Below are 16,411 nucleotides of genomic sequence, written 5' to 3'. Positions count from 1 at the left end.
TAGCCTATCTAACGATCTGCGGGTCGCCCGGTGCCTCGCGGGGCAGGCCGTCCGGCAGCACCAGGCGGTGGGCGCGCACCAGCTCGCCCAGTGCCTGGGGACGCGCGGCCAGGCGGGCGCAGATCGCCGCGGCGTCGCCGCTCAGGAGCTCCGCGCCGGTGCGTCCGCGGAGCTCGTCGAAGAGCTCCTGCTGACGGTGGCGCAGCGGGATCGGTCGCTGTCGACCGATCACTCCCCACCGTGAGGCGTACAGGTCGAAGTGGGCGGGCTGCTCCCCGGTGGCCAGGGTCAGCGGGAAGTCCCGGGTGCTCAGGCGCAGCCGGCGGTAGTTCGGCTCGGTGCGGTCCAGGACCGCCAGCTGGGCATCGTCGAACCAGGTCGCCACCAGCTCCAGGCGCTGCCCGTCGGCACGCCAGGGGGCCGCCGCGACCTAGCCGCGCGCCGAGCTGTGGGCGACGTGGCCGACCGCGAGATGGCGCACGGTGCAGCGCAGGAACGGGGTCGCGACCTGCAGATCGCTGTCGGAGCCGCGGTACTTGCGGGCGATGGTCTGCGGGGTCTGGTTGGAGCCGACGGCCACCACCAGGGTGCGCTGCGCGAGCGGCGCGGCGCCCTCCGCGGCGAGCGCCTGCTCGATCGTCTCCACCTCGACCAGCGGGTGCGGCTGCTGGGCCGTGGGTCGGTGGACGCCGCCGAGGGGATCGAGATCCACGATCCCCTCGCGCAGCAGCAGCGCGGAGCGCACCGCCGTCCCGGCCCACGGATAGTCCTCCGGGGCCTGCGGGGGCGCGGGGGCGGGGTCCGGCGGACGGCTCATGCCTCGACCCTAGCGAGGTGCCCGCGGGGGCGGGGTGCTCACTATCGTGGGGGCATGAGCGAACGGCGCGCCACCTCGGCCCTGGAGGCCTCGGGCCTGGACTTCGAGATCACCCGGCACGGCCGTGTCGGCTCCCTCGCCGAGGCGGCCGGCGCGCGCGGGGTGGAGCCGAGGGACATCGTCAAGACGCTGGTGGTGCGCCGCGCCGAGGGCGACTACCTCTTCGCCCTGGTGCCGGGGGACCGCGAGATCTCCTGGCCGAAGCTGCGGGCCCTGCTGGGGGTCAGCCGCCTGTCGATGCCGGACCAGGAGGTCGCGAAGCAGGTCACCGGGTACGAGCGGGGCACGATCACCCCCTTCGGCTCCACCACGGCCTGGCCGGTGGTCGCGGACGCGACTCTGTCGGGCGACCCGCAGCGCCGGATCTCGCTCGGCGCGGGCGCTCACGGGGTCGCCGCGACGGTCCTCGCCGAGGCCGCGCTCGAGGTGCTCGGCGCCGAGGTCGCCGACATCACCGCGCCGCTGCGGGGCTGAGCCGCCGGCCCGGCCCCGCGGGTCTCACTCGTCGGTGAAGGTCATCTTCAGCCCGCCCAGCAGCGCCGCCACCAAGTTGTACAGGAAGGCCAGCAGGGTGCCGAGCGCGGTGATGATCACGACGTTCACCACCGCCACGATGGTGCCGTAGCTGGTCATCTTCGAGAAGCTGAAGAACTCCATGAAGGGCAGCGGGTCGCCGCCGTTGAGGTCGCGCCCGAGCTGGTCGATCTGCGCCCACAGCCCGATCGCGTCGACCAGGTTCCACAGCAGGACCACGGCCACCACGGTCGCGATGCCGAGGGCGATGGCCACCAGGAACGACAGCTTCATCACCGAGAAGGGGTCCAGCCGCGCCAGGGTCAGGCGCACCCGCCGCGGGCCGCGCTTGCCGGCCTCCGCCGGGCTCGCGGCCGAGGCCGGGCTGGTCTTCAGCGGGCTGCGGCTGGAGCCCTTCGCGGCCGAGCCCCTGCCCGTGCCGATCCCGGTCTCCGCGGAGCCGGCGTCGTCCTTCACGACCGGGAGCTTGGAGGTCGCCTCGGGCGACGTCCCTTCCGTGGACACAGTCCGTGAGTCACTCATGCTCAGGGATCACTCCTCGATCGCGTCGTCGCCGCCGGACGGCGGCTGCTCGGACTCGTCAGAGCCTAGATCATCCACCGCGCCCGCTGCGCTGGTGCCGGTCGCGCTCGCGTCGACATCGGCCAGCTCGGGCGCCTCCGCGTCCTCCGCGTCCACGTCGAGCTCCGCCTCGGGGCTGGTGGTGACCAGCAGGATGCGGTCGCCGTTGTCGGGCTTGGCGAAGGTCACGCCCATGGTGGTGCGGCCCTTCGGCGGCACCTCGGCGACCCGGGAGCGGACCACGCGGCCGCGCTCCATGACCACCAGCAGCTCGTCGGACTCCTCGACGACGGCGGCGCCGGCCAGGTGACCGCGGTCGTCGGGCAGCTTCGCGACCCGGATGCCCAGGCCGCCGCGGCCCTGCACGCGGTACTCGTCGACGCTGGTGCGCTTGGCGAAGCCGCCGTCGGTCACGGTCACCACGAAGGTTCCCGGACGCACCACGTCCATCGCCAGCAGCTGGTCGTCGTGGCGGAACTTCATGCCGGTGACGCCGCTGGTGGCGCGGCCGGTGGGCCGCAGCACCTCGTCGGAGGCCGGGAAGCGGACCGACTGCCCGTTGCGGGAGACCAGCAGCAGGTGGTCGTCGCCGTTGACGGCGCTGGCGGCGATCACCCGGTCCGGTCGGGGCCCGTCGGGACCGTCGATCTCGCGCAGGTTGATGGCGATGATGCCGCCGGTGCGGTTGGAGTCGAAGGCGGTCATCGCGGTCTTCTTGACCAGCCCCGACTCCGTGGCCATCACCAGGTACTGGGCGTCCTCGTAGCTGTCGATCGCGAGCACCGAGGCGATGCGCTCGTCCGGCTGGAAGGCCATCAGGTTCGCCACGTGCTGACCCTTGGCGTCGCGCGGCGCCTCCGGCAGCTCGTAGCCCTTGGCGCGGTAGACCCGGCCCTGGTTGGTGAAGAACAGCAGCCAGCGGTGGGTGGTGGTGGTGAAGAAGTGCTCGACCACGTCGTCCTCGCGCAGGGAGGCCCCGCGCACGCCCTTGCCGCCGCGCTTCTGGGCGCGGTACTGGTCCTCGCGGGTGCGCTTGACGTAGCCGCCGCGGGTTATGGTGACGACCACGTCCTCCTCGGGGATCAGGTCCTCCATCGACATGTCGCCGTGGAACGGCAGGATCTGGGTGCGGCGGTCGTCGCCGTACTTGTCGACGATCTCCTGCAGCTCCTCGGAGACGATCTCGCGCTGCCGGGCCGGGCTGTCGAGGATCGCCTGGTACTGCTCGATGAGCGCCTGCAGCTCGTCGTGGCGCTCGATGATCTGCTGCCGCTCCAGGGCGGCCAGGCGCCGCAGCTGCATCGCGAGGATCGCGTTGGCCTGGACCTCGTCGATCTCGAGCATCTGCATCAGGCCGGTGCGCGCCTGCTCGGCGTCCGGGGACCGACGGATCAGCGCGATGACCTCGTCGAGCGCATCCAGCGCCTTGAGGTAGCCGCGGTAGATGTGGATCTGCTCCTCGGCCTTGCGCAGGCGGAATCGCGTGCGCCGGACGACGACCTCGATCTGGTGCTTGGTCCACTCGCGCACGAAGGAGTCGATCGACAGGGTGCGCGGCACCCCGTTCGCGAGCGCCAGCATGTTCGCGGAGAAATTCTCCTGCAGCTGGGTGTGCTTGTAGAGGTTGTTGAGCACCACCTTGGCGACGGCGTCGCGCTTGAGGGTGATGACCAGGCGCTGACCGGTGCGGCCGGAGGTCTCGTCGGTGATGTCGGCGATCCCCTGGATCTTGCCGAGCTTGACCATGTCGGCGATCTTGCGCGCCAGGTTGTCGGGGTTGACCTGGTAGGGCAGCTCGGTGACGACCAGCGACATGCGCCCGTTGATCTCCTCGGTGGAGACCACGGCGCGCTGCGCGATCGATCCGCGACCGGTGCGGTACGCGTCCTCGATGCCGGAGGTGCCGACGATGGTGGCGCCGCTGGGGAAGTCGGGGCCCTTGATGAACCGCAGGCAGGCGTCGAGCAGCTCGGGCTTGGTGGCCTCGTGGTTCTTCAGCAGCCACTGCACGGCGGCGGCGACCTCGCGCAGGTTGTGCGGCGGGATGTTGGTGGCCATGCCGACGGCGATGCCGGCGGAGCCGTTGACCAGCAGGTTCGGGAAGCGGGCCGGCAGCACGGTGGGCTCGTCGACCGTGTTGTCGTAGTTGCCCTGCATGTCCACGGTGTCCTGCTCGATGTCGCGCACCAGCTCGAGGGCCAGCGGCGCCATCTTGCACTCGGTGTACCGCGGGGCGGCGGCGCCGTCGTCACCGGCGGAGCCGAAGTTGCCCTGGCCCAGGATCAGCGGGTACCGCATCGACCAGGGCTGCACCAGGCGCACCATGGCGTCGTAGATGGCGCTGTCGCCGTGGGGGTGGTAGTTGCCCATGACCTCGCCGACGACCTTCGCGCACTTCGAGAAGGAGCGCTCGGGGCGGTAGCCGCCGTCGTACATCGCGTAGACGATGCGGCGGTGGACGGGCTTGAGCCCGTCGCGGACGTCCGGCAGCGCGCGCGAGACGATGACGCTCATCGCGTAGTCGAGGTAGGACCGCTGCATCTCCTGGTTGAGGTCGACCTGGGTGATGCGGTCGATCTCGTGCTCGTCCAGCGGGTCCACCAGCGTCACGGTGCGGCTGGCGGCCTCCTCGGCGGAGAGCTCGTGGGTGCCCTCGGGGGTCTGCTGACCGCCCAGCCCGGCGTTCTGCGCGGGGGTCGGCTCTCCCGCCGGCGTCTGGTCGGGGCTGGTGGGGTCCTGCGGGGTGTCGCTCATGGGGCTGGAGGCCTTTCGGGTGGGGCCGATGGTTCGAAGGGGTCCCGGGGGCGCACGGCGGGCCGGCGCCGCCCCGGGGCCGACGTCAGATGTCGAGGAAGCGGACGTCCTTGGCGTTCTCCTGGATGAAGCGGCGCCGGGACTCGACGTCGTCGCCCATCAGGACGGAGAAGATGGTGTCGGCGTCGGCGGCCTCGTCGACCGTGACCTGCTTCAGGGTGCGGGTGGCGGTGTCCATGGTGGTGGTCTGGAGCTCCTTCCAGTCCATCTCGCCCAGACCCTTGTAGCGCTGGATGCCGTTGTCCTTGGGCATGCGGCGCCCGGCGGCGCGACCCGCCTCGAGGCGCTCGTCGCGCTCCTCGTCGCTGAAGACGTACTCGTGCGGTGCGTTGGACCACTTCAGGCGGAACAGCGGCGGCATCGCGATGAACACGTGGCCCAGCTCGATCAGCGGGCGCATGTAGCGGAACAGCAGGGTCAGCAGCAGGGTGCAGATGTGCTGGCCGTCGACGTCGGCATCGGCCATCAGGATGATCTTGTGGTACCGCAGCTTGGTGGCGTCGAAGTCCTCGCCGATCCCGGTCCCGAAGGCGGTGATCAGCGAGCGCACCTCCTGGTTGTCCAGCGCCCGGTCCAGCCGTGCCTTCTCGACGTTGAGGATCTTGCCGCGGATGGGGAGGATCGCCTGGGTGCGGGGATCGCGCCCCGAGACGGCGGAGCCGCCGGCGGAGTCGCCCTCGACGATGAAGATCTCGGACTCGGCGGGGTTGCGCGAGGAGCAGTCGCGCAGCTTGCCGGGCATCCCGCCGGTCTCCAGCGGGGACTTGCGACGGGTCGCGTCGCGGGCCTTGCGGGCCGCCTCGCGGGCGGCCGCGGCGGCCTGGCCCTTCAGCACGATGGACCGGGCCTCCTGCGGATGGGAGACGAACCAGTCCTGCAGCTGGTCGGTCATCACCTTGACCATGAAGGTGCGGGCGATGGTGTTGCCGAGCTTGGTCTTGGTCTGGCCCTCGAACTGGGGCTCGCCGAGCTTGACGGAGACGACCGCGGTCAGGCCCTCGCGGATGTCCTCACCGGTGAGGTTGGCGTCCTTCTCCTTGAGCAGGCCCTGGGCGCGCCCGTAGCGGTTGACGATCGAGGTCAGCGAGGAGCGGAAGCCCTCCTCGTGGGTGCCGCCCTCATGGGTGTTGATCGTGTTCGCGTAGGTGTGGACCGACTCGGAGTAGGCCCCGGTCCACTGCATCGCGACCTCGACCGAGATCTGCTTCTCGAGGTCCTCGGACTCGAAGGAGATGATCTCGGGGTGGATCACCTCGGCGCGCTTGGCCGTGTTGATGAACTCGACGAAGTCCTGCAGTCCGCGCGCGTACAGGTAGGTGACGGTGCGGGGGCCCGTCGCCCGCTCGGCGCCCTCGAGCTCGACGTCGACCAGGTCGTCGTCGCCCTCGTCCTCCTGGACGCGCTCGTCGGTCAGCGTGATCCGCAGGCCCTTGTTGAGGAAGGCCATCTGCTGGAACCGCTTGCGCAGCGTCTCGAAGTCGTACTCGGTGGTATCGAAGATCTCCTCGTCGGCCCAGAAGGTGATCGTGGTGCCGGTCTCGTCGGTCACCTCGCCCTTCTCGAGCTCGGCGAGGGGGACGCCGCGGCTGTAGGCCTGCCGCCAGACATGGCCCTGGCGGCGGATCTCCACCTCCATCCGGATGGAGAGGGCGTTGACCACGGAGGAGCCCACGCCGTGCAGACCGCCGGAGACCGCGTAGCCCCCGCCGCCGAACTTGCCGCCGGCGTGCAGCACCGTGAGCACCAGCTCCACGGCGGGCTTGCCCTCGGTGGGGTGCATGTCCACCGGGATGCCGCGGGCGTGGTCGACCACCCGCACCCCGCCGTCGGCCAGCAGCGTCACCTCGATCGTGTCGCCGTGGCCGGCCATGGCCTCGTCGACCGAGTTGTCCACGATCTCCTGGACCATGTGGTGCAGGCCGCGCTCACCGGTGGAGCCGATGTACATGCCCGGACGCTTGCGGACCGCCTCGAGGCCCTCGAGGACGGTGATGTCCGAGGCCTCGTAGTGCTCCGGCGCCCGCGCCGCCCGCTCGCCGGCCGTCTGCGGGGCGGCGTCGGAACCAGGGTCCGGGGTGCCCGCGGGCACCTGCTGATCGGGCATGGGGCGGTCGCTGTCGCTCACCTGATGTGGCTCCTCGCAGTCCAGGGTCCCTCGGTCGGGAGATCGCCGAGGGCGGTTCGGCAGTGCCTCGGGAGCGCTCCTCGCCTCATCACACGCGCGGCCCACCGATGCATGCGCGCGCGTGCGCGCGCAGGGCACCTGCAGGCCACGGGGGACGAGCCGATGGCGTCGAGTCCACGAGGACGTCGGATGACGTCGGCCGAACCTCCTCGATTCTAGCGGATACCGCCTCCTGGACCTATTCTTCGGCCCGCTGGTGTGCACAACGCGACCTGCAAGGTCCCCCAGGCGGCGCGGAACCGGCTCGAATCCGCGCCATCGGCCCCCGGGACGGGGCCCCGTACTCCGGCGGGGGTGCTGTCGCGGCACAGGGCCCTCTGGCGGATCGCCGGGCCCTCGGCCGCGCCGGTCCTCAGCGCTCGCGCAGCCCGGCCAGCACCCCCGCCGTGGCCAGCGCCGCCGTGGCCGCCTCGTGCCCCTTGTCCTCGACGGAGCCGGGCAGTCCGGCCCTGGCCCGGGCCTGCTGTTCATCATCGCAGGTCAGCACGCCGAAGCCCACCGGGGTGCGGTGGTCCAGGGCCACTCTGGTGAGCCCGTCGGTGGCCGCCGCGCACACGAACTCGAAGTGCGGGGTGCCGCCGCGGATCACCACTCCCAGTGCGACCACCGCGTCGTGGTCCGCGGCGAGCTCGGCCGCGACCACCGGCAGCTCGAAGCTGCCGGGCACCCGCACCAGGGTGGGATCCTCGATGCCGGCCTCCGCGCAGGCGCGCCGGGCGCCGGCGACCAGGCCGTCCATCACCTCCTGGTGCCAGGAGGCCGCGACGATCGCGACCCTCAGTCCGGGCTGGTCCTGGATCTGCAGGTCGGGGCTGCCGTGTCCGCTCATGCTGTCTCTCCGTCCGGGGTGATCGAGGTGGGCAGGCCGACCAGGTGATGGCCGAGCCGGTCCCGCTTGGTGGTGAGGTAGGCGAGGTTCTCCCGCGTGGGATGGGTGGTGAGGTCGAGCGTCCGGGTGACCTCGACGCCGTGGGCCCGCAGCTCGCGGGCCTTGTCGGGGTTGTGGGTGAGCAGGTCGATCTCGCCCACCCCGAGGTGGTCCAGGATGCGGGGCACGATCTCGTAGGAGCGGGAGTCGACCGGCAGGCCGAGCTCGAGGTTCGCGTCCACCGTGTCCCGGCCCGCGTCCTGCAGGGCGTAGGCGCGCAGCTTCTCGCTGAGCCCGATGCCGCGGCCCTCGTGTCCGCGCAGGAGGATCAGCGCCCCGCGGCCGGCCTCGTCGATGAGCTGGAGGGATTCCTCCAGCTGGGGTCCGCAGTCGCAGCGTCGGCTGCCCAGGACGTCGCCGGTCAGGCATTCGGAGTGGACCCGGGTCAGCACCGGCTGCGGGGTCGTGAGGTCCCCCTGCACCAGCACCAGGTGCTCCGCTGCGCCGTCCCGCACGGCGAGGGCGGAGAAGGTGCCGTGGCGGGTGGGCAGGGCGACCGGGGCGGTGACCTCGAGGGCCGCCGTGCGGAAGCGCACCAGGTCGGCGATGGAGATCATGACCAGGTCGTGCCGGTCGGCGAAGGCCCGCAGCTCGGGCCCGCGCATCATGGTCCCGTCGTCCTGGACCAGCTCGACGATCATGCCCACCGCGGGCAGTCCCGCCAGCCGGGTCAGGTCGACGGCCGCCTCGGTGTGTCCGCGCCGCTCGAGCACCCCGCCGTCGCGGGCCCGCAGGGGCAGCACGTGGCCGGGCCGGATCAGGTCCTCCGGGCCGGTGGCCGGATCGGCGAGGACGCGCAGGGTGCGGGCGCGATCGGCGGCGCTGATCCCGGTGGTGACCCCCTCGCGGGCATCGACGCTCACCGTGTAGGCGGTGCGCAGGGGGTCGGCGTTGTCGGCGACCATCAGCGGCAGCCGGAGCCGGTCGGCGCGGGCGGCGCTCATCGGGGCGCACAGCAGCCCGCTGGAGTGGCGCACCACGAAGGCGAGCTGCTCGGGGGTGGCCGCGCCCGCGGCCAGGATCAGGTCGCCCTCGTTCTCTCGGTCCTCGTCGTCGACCACCACCACCGGCCGGCCGGCGGCGATCGCGGCGATCGCGTCCGGGACGGGATCCAGGCGCACCGCGCTCATCGCTGCGCCCCCTGCCCGGCCAGGAGCTTCTCGACGTACTTGGCCAGCACGTCGACCTCCAGGTTGACCGGCGCGCCGACGGACCTCCGGCCCAGTGTGGTGCGGGCCAGGGTCTCCGGGATCAGGCCGATGACGGCCACGCGCCCGGAGACGTCGGCCACCGTGAGGCTCACGCCGTCCACCGCGAGGGAGCCGCGCGCCACCACGTAGCGGCTGAGCTCCGCGGGCAGGGCGATGCGCAGCAGGGTCGTGCCGTTCTGCTCCTCGCGGTCCACGATCTCGCCGACGCCGTCGACGTGGCCCTGGACGATGTGCCCGTCCAGCCGCCCGTCGGCGCGCACCGCGCGCTCCAGGTTCACCCGGTCCCCGCTGGTCAGGGAGCCGAGGGTGGTCGCGGCCAGGGTGGTGGTGATGACGTCCGCGGTCCAGGTCGCGCCGTCGTGGTCGGTGACGGTGAGGCAGCAGCCGTCCACGGCGATGGAGTCGCCGAGCGCGATGCCCGCCAGCACCCGGGGGAGCGCAGGTGCAGCGCGGCGGTGGATCCTCGGTGCTCGAGGGACTCGACGGTGCCGAGCTCCTCGATGATGCCGGTGAACATGGTGGTTCCTTCCTGGTGCCTGGTCAGGCAGCGCGGGGGTGCAGGGTCAGCCGGAGGTCGGTGCGACCGTCGGGGGAGGTCAGGGGGGCGACGTCGACGAGGTCGAGGTCGAGGCGCTCGGTGAGCGTGGTGATCCGGAGGTCGCCGACGCCGGTGGGGCCCGCGCCGAGCAGGGTGGGGGCGAGGTGGATGATGAGCTCGTCCACCGCGCGGGCGCGCAGGAAGGCGGCCAGCAGGGTGGGCCCGCCCTCGAGCAGCACGTGCCGGCGGCCGCGGGTGAACAGCTCCGCGAGCGCGGCCGACGGGTCGTGGGTGGCGAGGGTGAGGGCCTCCCCGGCGCCCGGGACCGCGGGCAGCGGCGGGAAGGTCCCGGTGCCCATGACGGCGCGCAGCGGCTGGCGGGGCAGGAGGGTGCCGTCGCTCCGGCGGGCGGTGAGGGACGGGTGGTCGGCGCGTGCGGTGCCGGTGCCGATGAGCACCGTGTCGCAGTCGGTGCGCAGGCGATGGACCTCCTCGCGGGCGGCGGGACCGGTGATCCAGCGGCTGCTGCCGTCGGCCGCGGCGGCGCGTCCGTCCAGGGTCAGGGCGGTCTTGGCGGTCACCAGCGGACGGCCGTGGGCGTGGCCGTGCTCCCAGCCCCGCGTCAGGGCGGCGGCCGCCTCGGCGAGCTCGTCGGGGACCTGGTCGATCAGCTCGACCCCGGCGTCCTGCAGCAGCCGGATGCCGCCGGCGGCCACCGGGTTCGGGTCCGGGCGGGCGATGACGACCCGGGCGATGCCGGCGGCCAGCAGCGCCTGTGCGCAGGGTGGGGTGCGGCCCTGGTGGGTGCAGGGTTCGAGGGTGACCACCGCGGTGCCCCCGAGGGCCGGGCGCCCGGCCCGGGCGGCGTGCTCGAGGGCGGCGGCCTCGGCATGCGCGGACCCGGCGCCGCGATGGTGCCCCTCGGCGATCATGTGGCCGTCGGGGTCCAGCAGCACGCAGCCCACCCGCGGGTTGGGCCCCGGGGGCGCGGCGGGATCGGCGGCGATCGCGAGGGCGCGTCGCAGCGCGCGGTGCTCGGCCTCGGTCAGCATGCTCTCTCCTCCGGTCCACGATGCTCGCGGTCCGGGGAGAGGGAGGGGTCACGGGGGACGGCGTCGCCGGGCGCCGTCGTCGGCGCACGCGAAGTGCACCGGCCATGGCCGCCCGAGGACGTCGTCGCGTGCGCTTCCCATCCGGACTCTCACCGTCGGTCCAGGAGTTCCACCTGGTCAACCGATCGCCAGAGGCCATCGGGTCGCGGACTGTCACCGCCGGCTCGGAATTTCACCGACCCCAGTGCACGCGAGCTGTTCAGCTCGTCGTGCTCCACGCTAGCAGTCGCCGGGCGCGGGGGTGCGGGGATGTGCCCCGTCCCGCACCGTGGACCGCTCAGCCGTAGGTGTCGCGGGGTCCGCGCCAGGTGACGGTGCGCCGGCCCTTCTTCCAGGTGCGCTGGGCGGCGGCGGGACCGGTGACCTTCAGCTCGGAGACCACATGGGAGCCGACGTGCTGCTCGATGGCGGTGATCAGCTGCGGGGTGAGCATCCGCAGCTGCGAGGCCCAGGCGGAGGAGGAGGCGCTGACCACGAGCACCCCGTCCTCGAGGGAGACCGGGCGGGCGTGCTCGGCGATGCGTTCGCCGACGATGTCGTCCCACTCCTCGAGCACGCGGCCGGCGCTCATCCCGGCGTTCCATCCCAGGTTCCCGAGCACCTTGCGCAGCACGCTCTCGATGCCCTGCGGGTCGCGCGGGTCCGGCCGGGCCCCCGAGTATCCCGGTGCCCGCCCGGACCGGTCCCGCACATCCCTGGCCTGCGTCTTCGCCGAGATCGGGAACAGCCCGCGGTCCCGGGCGGCCGCTCGGGAGCGGTTCACCGTGCGTCGCGCGAGCTCGAAGGGGTCCGGTGCGGCTGGCAGCTCCGGAGGGTCGTAGAGCTCGGCCGGCCCGCCCGGCCCCGGGCGCTCCGGCGCCTCCTCGGGGGTCCGCTCCGGTGCCGGCGCGGGCGCCGGTCCGCCGGACCCGCTCCAGGTGGACAGGTCGTAGGGGTTCAGACGTGGGCGGGACGTCACGGCGCGCTCCGGTCGGGGCGGGGGACGGCCGCGCCGAGGCTCACGTCGACCACGTGGATCTCGCCGTCCAGGGAGTCGGGGATGTCGGTGTCGTTGGCGGTGGTGATCAGCACCTGGGAGGCGCCGGTGACGATCCGTCCCAGCCGCTCCCGGCGGTGCACGTCGAGCTCGCTGAACACGTCGTCGAGGATCAGGATCGGTTCGCCGTCGCCGAGATCGCCCTCCTCCAGGCGCAGCAGGTCGTAGGAGGCCAGTCGCAGGGCGAGCGCGAGCGACCAGGACTCCCCGTGGCTCGCGTACCCCTTGGCGGGGAAGTCGTGCAGGCGGATCTCGAGGTCGTCGCGGTGGGGGCCGGTCAGGGTCGCGCCCCGGTCGATCTCCTCGTCGTGCCGGGTCGCCAGCATCGTCAGCATCCGGTCGTGGATCTCCGCCGTGGTGGGCAGCGTCCCGGGCAGGGTGCCGAGCTCCTCGAGGACCGCCGAGCGGTAGAGGATGTCCGCCGGGGAGCTGACCTCGCCGCGCTGGTCGGGCGGCAGGTCGAGGGCCTGCTCGGCGCCCTCGTCGGTGGCCACCCGCAGGTAGGAGTACCCCAGGTGGGGGCGGAGCCGGTTGACCAGGTGCAGCCGGGCCCGCAGCAGCTCGGCCCCGAAGCGGGCCAGCTGCTGGTCCCACACCACGAGGGTCGAGGTCGCGGTGTCGGCCGGGTCCAGCCCGCCGACGCTGCGCCCGGAGCCTCCGCGCCGCATCGACCGCATCTGCTTGAGGAGGTTGCCGCGCTGCTTGAGCACGCGGTCGTAGTCGGCCTTCACCGCGGCGTAGCGGGGGGCGATGACGAACAGCAGCTCGTCGAGGAAGCGGCGCCTGCCCTCGGGATCGGCCTTGACCAGGCCCAGGTCCTCGGGGGCGAACAGCACGGCTCGCACCTCGCCGAGCAGGTCCCGCAGCCGGGAGACGTTCTGCCCCTGCAGCCGCGCCCGGTTGGACTTCCCGGGGGTGATCTCGAGGTCGACCTGCAGGGGCCGGCCGGCCCGCATGAAGCCGGCGCGGATGATGGCGGTGCTCTCGCCGCGCCGCACCAGCGCGGCGTCGTGGGGGACGCGGTGGCTGGACAGGGTGGCCAGGTACCAGACGGCCTCGACGATGTTGGTCTTGCCCTGGCCGTTCATCCCGACCATCACGGTGATGCCGGGCCGCACGGGCAGGCGCAGCTGGGGGTACGAGCGGAAGTCGGTCAGGTCCAGAGAGGTCAGCTGCACGGAGGGAGCACTCCCTCCCTCAGATCCGCATCGGCATGATCAGGTACTTGTACGAGGTCTCGGGCTCGCCCTCGAGGGAGCCCTGACCGGTCATCACCGACGGCTTGATCGAGTCGGTGAAGGTCAGCCGCGCGAACTCGGTGCCCAGCGCCCCGAGCCCGTCGAGCAGGAAGCCGGAGTTGAAGCCGACGACCAGGTCCTCGCCCTCGAGATGGGCCTCGAGCACCTCGCTGGCCTGGGCGTCGTCACCGGCGCCGGCCTCGAGGGCGACCTGGCCCTCGGTGAAGGACAGGCGCACGGGGGTGTTCCGCTCGGCGACCAGGGAGACGCGCTTGACGGCGTCGATCAGGGAGCCGGTGGCGACGACGGCGGTGATGGCCGAGGTGTCGGGGAAGAGCCGGCGCACCGGCGGGTAGTCGCCGTTGACCAGCGTCGAGGTGGTGCGGCGACCGCCGGCCTCGAAGCCGATCAGGCTCGCCGAGTCGTCCTCGGACAGCGCGATCTCCACCCCGCCGCCGGTGGCGAGGGAGCGGGCGACCTCGTGCAGGGTGCGGCCGCGCACCAGGGCGGTGAGCTCGGTGCCGGGGGTCGAGGGGTTCCAGGTCAGCTCGCGCAGCGCCAGGCGGTAGCGGTCGGTGGCCATCAGGGTCATGGTCTCGCCGGAGATCTCGACCTTCACGCCGGTCAGCAGCGGCAGGGTGTCGTCCTTCGAGGCCGCGACGGTGACCTGGGAGATCGCCTCGGCGAAGACGTCGGCCGCGACGGCGCCGGCGACCGGCGGCATGGACGGGAGCTGCGGGTACTCCTCGACGGGGAGGGTGGCCAGCGCGAAGCGGGCCGAGCCGCAGCGGACCTGGAGCTTGGTGCCCTCGAGGGCGATGGAGACGTCCTTGTTCGGCAGCGCCCGCACGATGTCGGAGAGCATGCGGCCCTGGACCAGCACCTCGCCGGGCTGCTCGATCTCCGCCTCGAGGCGGATCTGGGCGCTGACCTCGTAGTCGAACGTCGACAGCTGCAGCTCGCCGCCGGCGTCGGCGACGATGCGCACGCCCTGCAGGATCGGCATCGCCGGTCGGACGGGGAGGGTTCGGGTGGCCCAGGAGACGGCGTCGCCGAGGACGCCGCGATCGAGGTGGAACTTCACCGTTGCCACTCCTTCGCAGTGGTCGAATGACAGGACGGGGGACAGCGTATCTGGTGATCCGACTGCTCGCCGACACACCGGATCCGATCCTTGACATCCCCGATTCCGCCTCCCGCGCCCCGCGCGAGCGGCCTCCGTCCCCCGGCTCCGGGGCTGGTTCCGGCGGCGATCGCGGAACTCCTCGCCCCTCGTCCCGGCTGTTCGTCGTGCCCCACCGCCCAGGAATCACACGTTCGGCGGACCCTCGTCGACGTCCCGCCCCTCCACATCACCGTCGCGCCAAGAACTACAGTCCTCATCATCACGGCTGTGGATCTCGTGGATAACCCTCATCGGTGCAGGTCGCAGACGGAACACCCGCAGTGGACGGATCGTTGAGCGCTCGAGCGCCGACGTGCATCGGCTGTGCACGGCTCCACGGTCCCGGCTGATTCCTGTGATTCGACGGTCCACATCGGCTCCTGCGCAGATGCTTGTCATTCCACATTGTCCACAGAGTTGTCCACAAATGGGGAGAACCCCTCGGTGACCAGGCCTGTCGTTCGCTGCTCGGGATTCCGGCGGCGGAGCGCCGCTCAGCGCGGCGCAGGACTCACTGGCGGGTCGCGGAGCTCGAGCTCTTGATGCGCGCGGTCAGCTCGGTGACCTGGTTGAAGATCGCCCGACGCTCCTTCATGAGCTCGCTGATCTTCTTGTTCGCGTGCATCACCGTGGTGTGGTCGCGGCCGCCGAACTCCTCCCCGATGCGGATCAGGGGCATGTCGGTCAGCTCGCGGCAGAGGTACATGCCGATCTGCCGGGCCGAGACCAGCCGGCGCGAGCGGCCGGCGCCCACGACCTCCTCGACCGAGAGTCCGAAGTAGGTCGCGGTCTGGGCCACGATCGTCGCCGCGGTGATCTGGGCGCCGTCGTCGTGGGAGAGGAGGTCCTTGAGGACGCTCTCGGCGAGGGTGACGTCCATCGGCTGCCGGGACAGCGAGTGCAGCGCCTGCACCCGGATCAGGGCGCCCTCGAGCTCGCGGATGTTGGTGGCGATGTGCGAGGCGATGTACTCGAGCACGTCGTGCGGGACCTCGCCGGTGCTCTCCTGGGCGACCTTCTTGCGCAGGATCGCGATGCGCGTCTCGAGGTCCGGCGGCTGCACGTCCGTCATCAGGCCCATCTCGAAGCGCGAGCGCATGCGGTCCTCGAAGCCGCCCAGCTCCTTCGGGGGCAGGTCCGAGGTGATGACGATCTGCTTGTCCGAGTTGTAGAGCGTGTTGAAGGTGTGGAAGAACGCCTCCATGGTCTCGGGCGCCCGCTGCAGGAACTGGATGTCGTCGATCAGCAGGATGTCGATGTCCCGGTACCGGCGCTGGAACTCCTGCGCCTTGCCGAACTGGCCGGACTGCACCGAGTTGATGAACTCGTTGGTGAACTCCTCGGAGTTCACGTACCGCACCACCACATGGGGGTACAGGCTCTGGGCGTAGTGGCCCACGGCATGCAGCAGGTGGGTCTTGCCCAGGCCGGAACCGCCGTAGATGAACAGCGGGTTGTAGGCCTTGGCCGGGGTCTCGGCCACGGCCGAGGCCGCCGCCTGGGCGAAGCGGTTCGAGGCGCCGATGACGAAGGTGTCGAAGGTGTATTTGCTGTTGAGCCGGGAGTCCTCGCCGAGGGTCGGCTGGTCCGAGCGCGGCGGCCGCCGCGGGGCCGGGCCCGGGGAGGGCGCCGAGGAGCCGGTGAGGGCGGAGAGGCCCGCGTAGGCGCTGGGGTCGTCGGCCGCGGAGCCCTGGTAGTCGCCGCTGCCGGCGAACCGGTGCGCGGCCGAGCCGGTGCCCGCGGAGCCGGCCGCGGAGGTCAGCGGCAGCGCGGCCCGACCGGCGTGGTCGTCGGTGGGCAGCACCGAGCCCTCGTTCCGGCGGAACGGGGTGCTGTGGACATCTCGTCCCCGACTGTCCACACGGTTGTCCACAGGATGTGCACCGGTATCGGGGGCCGGGGAGGTCGGCGCGGCGGACGGTGCCGGATCGTCGGTGTGGTCCTCGAGCAGCAGCGACTCGTCCACGGTCACGGCGAAGCGGATGTCGCGTCCGGTCGCCTCGGACAGGGCGGCCTTCAGGGAGCCCGCGATCCGGTGCTCGAACAGCTCCTTCGCCGAGGTGGAGGGCACGGCGAGCAGTGCGGTGTCGGCGACCACGGCCATCAGTCGGGACAGGGTGAGCAGGGCGATGACGCGCTGGGACACGGTGTCGTCGCGGCGCAGGGTCCGCAGCGTGCGCTCCCAGATCGCGTCGACGGTCTGGTCGGGCAT

At 72.1% G+C, this 16,411-nt stretch carries 14 protein-coding genes and 1 riboswitch; of the genes, 1 reads left to right on the top strand and 13 read right to left on the bottom strand.

What is annotated here, in order from left to right; translation table 11 throughout:
• Window positions 1–4 precede the first annotated feature (4 nt).
• Window positions 5–385, bottom strand: a complete 381-nt coding sequence (locus ACOJUI_RS00070) for a hypothetical protein (RefSeq protein ID WP_422116078.1) — start codon at window positions 383–385, stop codon at window positions 5–7.
• 45 nt (window positions 386–430) lie between these two features.
• Entirely contained in the window at window positions 431–817 is a 387-nt protein-coding gene (locus ACOJUI_RS00065) for a hypothetical protein (RefSeq protein ID WP_422116077.1), read from the bottom strand.
• A gap of 54 nt (window positions 818–871) precedes the next feature.
• Between ACOJUI_RS00065 and ACOJUI_RS00060 the strand changes: the two genes are divergently transcribed.
• Window positions 872–1,351, top strand: coding sequence for an aminoacyl-tRNA deacylase (locus tag ACOJUI_RS00060; protein ID WP_422116076.1), 480 nt, complete (start codon window positions 872–874; stop codon window positions 1,349–1,351).
• A gap of 24 nt (window positions 1,352–1,375) precedes the next feature.
• Here ACOJUI_RS00060 and ACOJUI_RS00055 read toward each other — a convergent pair whose 3' ends face one another.
• From ACOJUI_RS00055 to dnaA, 11 genes are all read right to left on the bottom strand, one after another.
• Window positions 1,376–1,933: a DUF3566 domain-containing protein gene (locus tag ACOJUI_RS00055; protein WP_422116075.1), complete on the bottom strand. Its 558-nt coding sequence runs from the start codon at window positions 1,931–1,933 to the stop codon at window positions 1,376–1,378.
• A gap of 9 nt (window positions 1,934–1,942) precedes the next feature.
• Entirely contained in the window at window positions 1,943–4,726 is a 2,784-nt protein-coding gene (gyrA, locus tag ACOJUI_RS00050) for a DNA gyrase subunit A (protein WP_422116074.1), read from the bottom strand.
• Between the two features lie 85 nt (window positions 4,727–4,811).
• On the bottom strand, window positions 4,812–6,911 hold the full coding sequence (gyrB, locus tag ACOJUI_RS00045) for a DNA topoisomerase (ATP-hydrolyzing) subunit B (RefSeq protein WP_422116073.1): 2,100 nt from the start codon (window positions 6,909–6,911) through the stop codon (window positions 4,812–4,814).
• Between the two features lie 412 nt (window positions 6,912–7,323).
• Complete coding sequence (gene ribH, locus ACOJUI_RS00040; RefSeq protein ID WP_422116072.1) at window positions 7,324–7,800, bottom strand: 6,7-dimethyl-8-ribityllumazine synthase; 477 nt, start codon at window positions 7,798–7,800, stop codon at window positions 7,324–7,326.
• Complete coding sequence (locus ACOJUI_RS00035) at window positions 7,797–9,029, bottom strand: bifunctional 3,4-dihydroxy-2-butanone-4-phosphate synthase/GTP cyclohydrolase II (protein ID WP_422116071.1); 1,233 nt, start codon at window positions 9,027–9,029, stop codon at window positions 7,797–7,799. Before ACOJUI_RS00035 ends, ribH begins: the two co-directional genes overlap by 4 nt.
• Window positions 9,026–9,538 (bottom strand): riboflavin synthase, encoded by a 513-nt coding sequence (locus ACOJUI_RS00030; protein WP_422116070.1) that lies wholly within the window; start codon window positions 9,536–9,538, stop codon window positions 9,026–9,028. Before ACOJUI_RS00030 ends, ACOJUI_RS00035 begins: the two co-directional genes overlap by 4 nt.
• A 112-nt stretch (window positions 9,539–9,650) precedes the next feature.
• Window positions 9,651–10,700, bottom strand: coding sequence for a bifunctional diaminohydroxyphosphoribosylaminopyrimidine deaminase/5-amino-6-(5-phosphoribosylamino)uracil reductase RibD (gene ribD / locus ACOJUI_RS00025; protein WP_422116069.1), 1,050 nt, complete (start codon window positions 10,698–10,700; stop codon window positions 9,651–9,653).
• Between the two features lie 124 nt (window positions 10,701–10,824).
• A riboswitch (FMN riboswitch) is annotated at window positions 10,825–10,954 on the bottom strand.
• A gap of 83 nt (window positions 10,955–11,037) precedes the next feature.
• Window positions 11,038–11,718, bottom strand: a complete 681-nt coding sequence (locus ACOJUI_RS00020; RefSeq protein ID WP_422116068.1) for a DciA family protein — start codon at window positions 11,716–11,718, stop codon at window positions 11,038–11,040.
• Window positions 11,715–12,974: a DNA replication/repair protein RecF gene (recF, locus tag ACOJUI_RS00015; RefSeq protein WP_422116067.1), complete on the bottom strand. Its 1,260-nt coding sequence runs from the start codon at window positions 12,972–12,974 to the stop codon at window positions 11,715–11,717. Before recF ends, ACOJUI_RS00020 begins: the two co-directional genes overlap by 4 nt.
• Before the next feature lie 19 nt (window positions 12,975–12,993).
• Window positions 12,994–14,118 (bottom strand): DNA polymerase III subunit beta, encoded by a 1,125-nt coding sequence (gene dnaN / locus ACOJUI_RS00010; RefSeq protein WP_422116066.1) that lies wholly within the window; start codon window positions 14,116–14,118, stop codon window positions 12,994–12,996.
• Window positions 14,119–14,710: 592 nt separating this feature from the next.
• Window positions 14,711–16,411: a chromosomal replication initiator protein DnaA gene (gene dnaA, locus ACOJUI_RS00005; RefSeq protein WP_422116065.1), complete on the bottom strand. Its 1,701-nt coding sequence runs from the start codon at window positions 16,409–16,411 to the stop codon at window positions 14,711–14,713.

The sequence above is a fragment of the Brachybacterium sp. UNK5269 genome (assembly GCF_049266655.1).
In the GTDB taxonomy this organism is placed as follows: Bacteria; Actinomycetota; Actinomycetes; order Actinomycetales; family Dermabacteraceae; genus Brachybacterium.
The sequence above is the reverse complement of the archived record's forward strand: the minus strand, read 5'-3'. Positions and strand labels throughout refer to the sequence as shown.

Excerpts from the sequence above, each read along its gene's own strand:
- ACOJUI_RS00060 (WP_422116076.1), top strand. The coding sequence starts at position 872 with ATGAGCGAACGGCGCGCCACCTCGGCCCTGGAGGCCTCGGGCCTGGAC.
- gyrA (WP_422116074.1), bottom strand. The coding sequence starts at position 4,726 with ATGAGCGACACCCCGCAGGACCCCACCAGCCCCGACCAGACGCCGGCG.
- dnaA (WP_422116065.1), bottom strand. The coding sequence starts at position 16,411 with ATGCCCGACCAGACCGTCGACGCGATCTGGGAGCGCACGCTGCGGACC.
- ACOJUI_RS00065 (WP_422116077.1), bottom strand. The coding sequence starts at position 817 with ATGAGCCGTCCGCCGGACCCCGCCCCCGCGCCCCCGCAGGCCCCGGAG.
- ribH (WP_422116072.1), bottom strand. The coding sequence starts at position 7,800 with ATGAGCGGACACGGCAGCCCCGACCTGCAGATCCAGGACCAGCCCGGA.
- ACOJUI_RS00055 (WP_422116075.1), bottom strand. The coding sequence starts at position 1,933 with ATGAGTGACTCACGGACTGTGTCCACGGAAGGGACGTCGCCCGAGGCG.
- ribD (WP_422116069.1), bottom strand. The coding sequence starts at position 10,700 with ATGCTGACCGAGGCCGAGCACCGCGCGCTGCGACGCGCCCTCGCGATC.
- ACOJUI_RS00035 (WP_422116071.1), bottom strand. The coding sequence starts at position 9,029 with ATGAGCGCGGTGCGCCTGGATCCCGTCCCGGACGCGATCGCCGCGATC.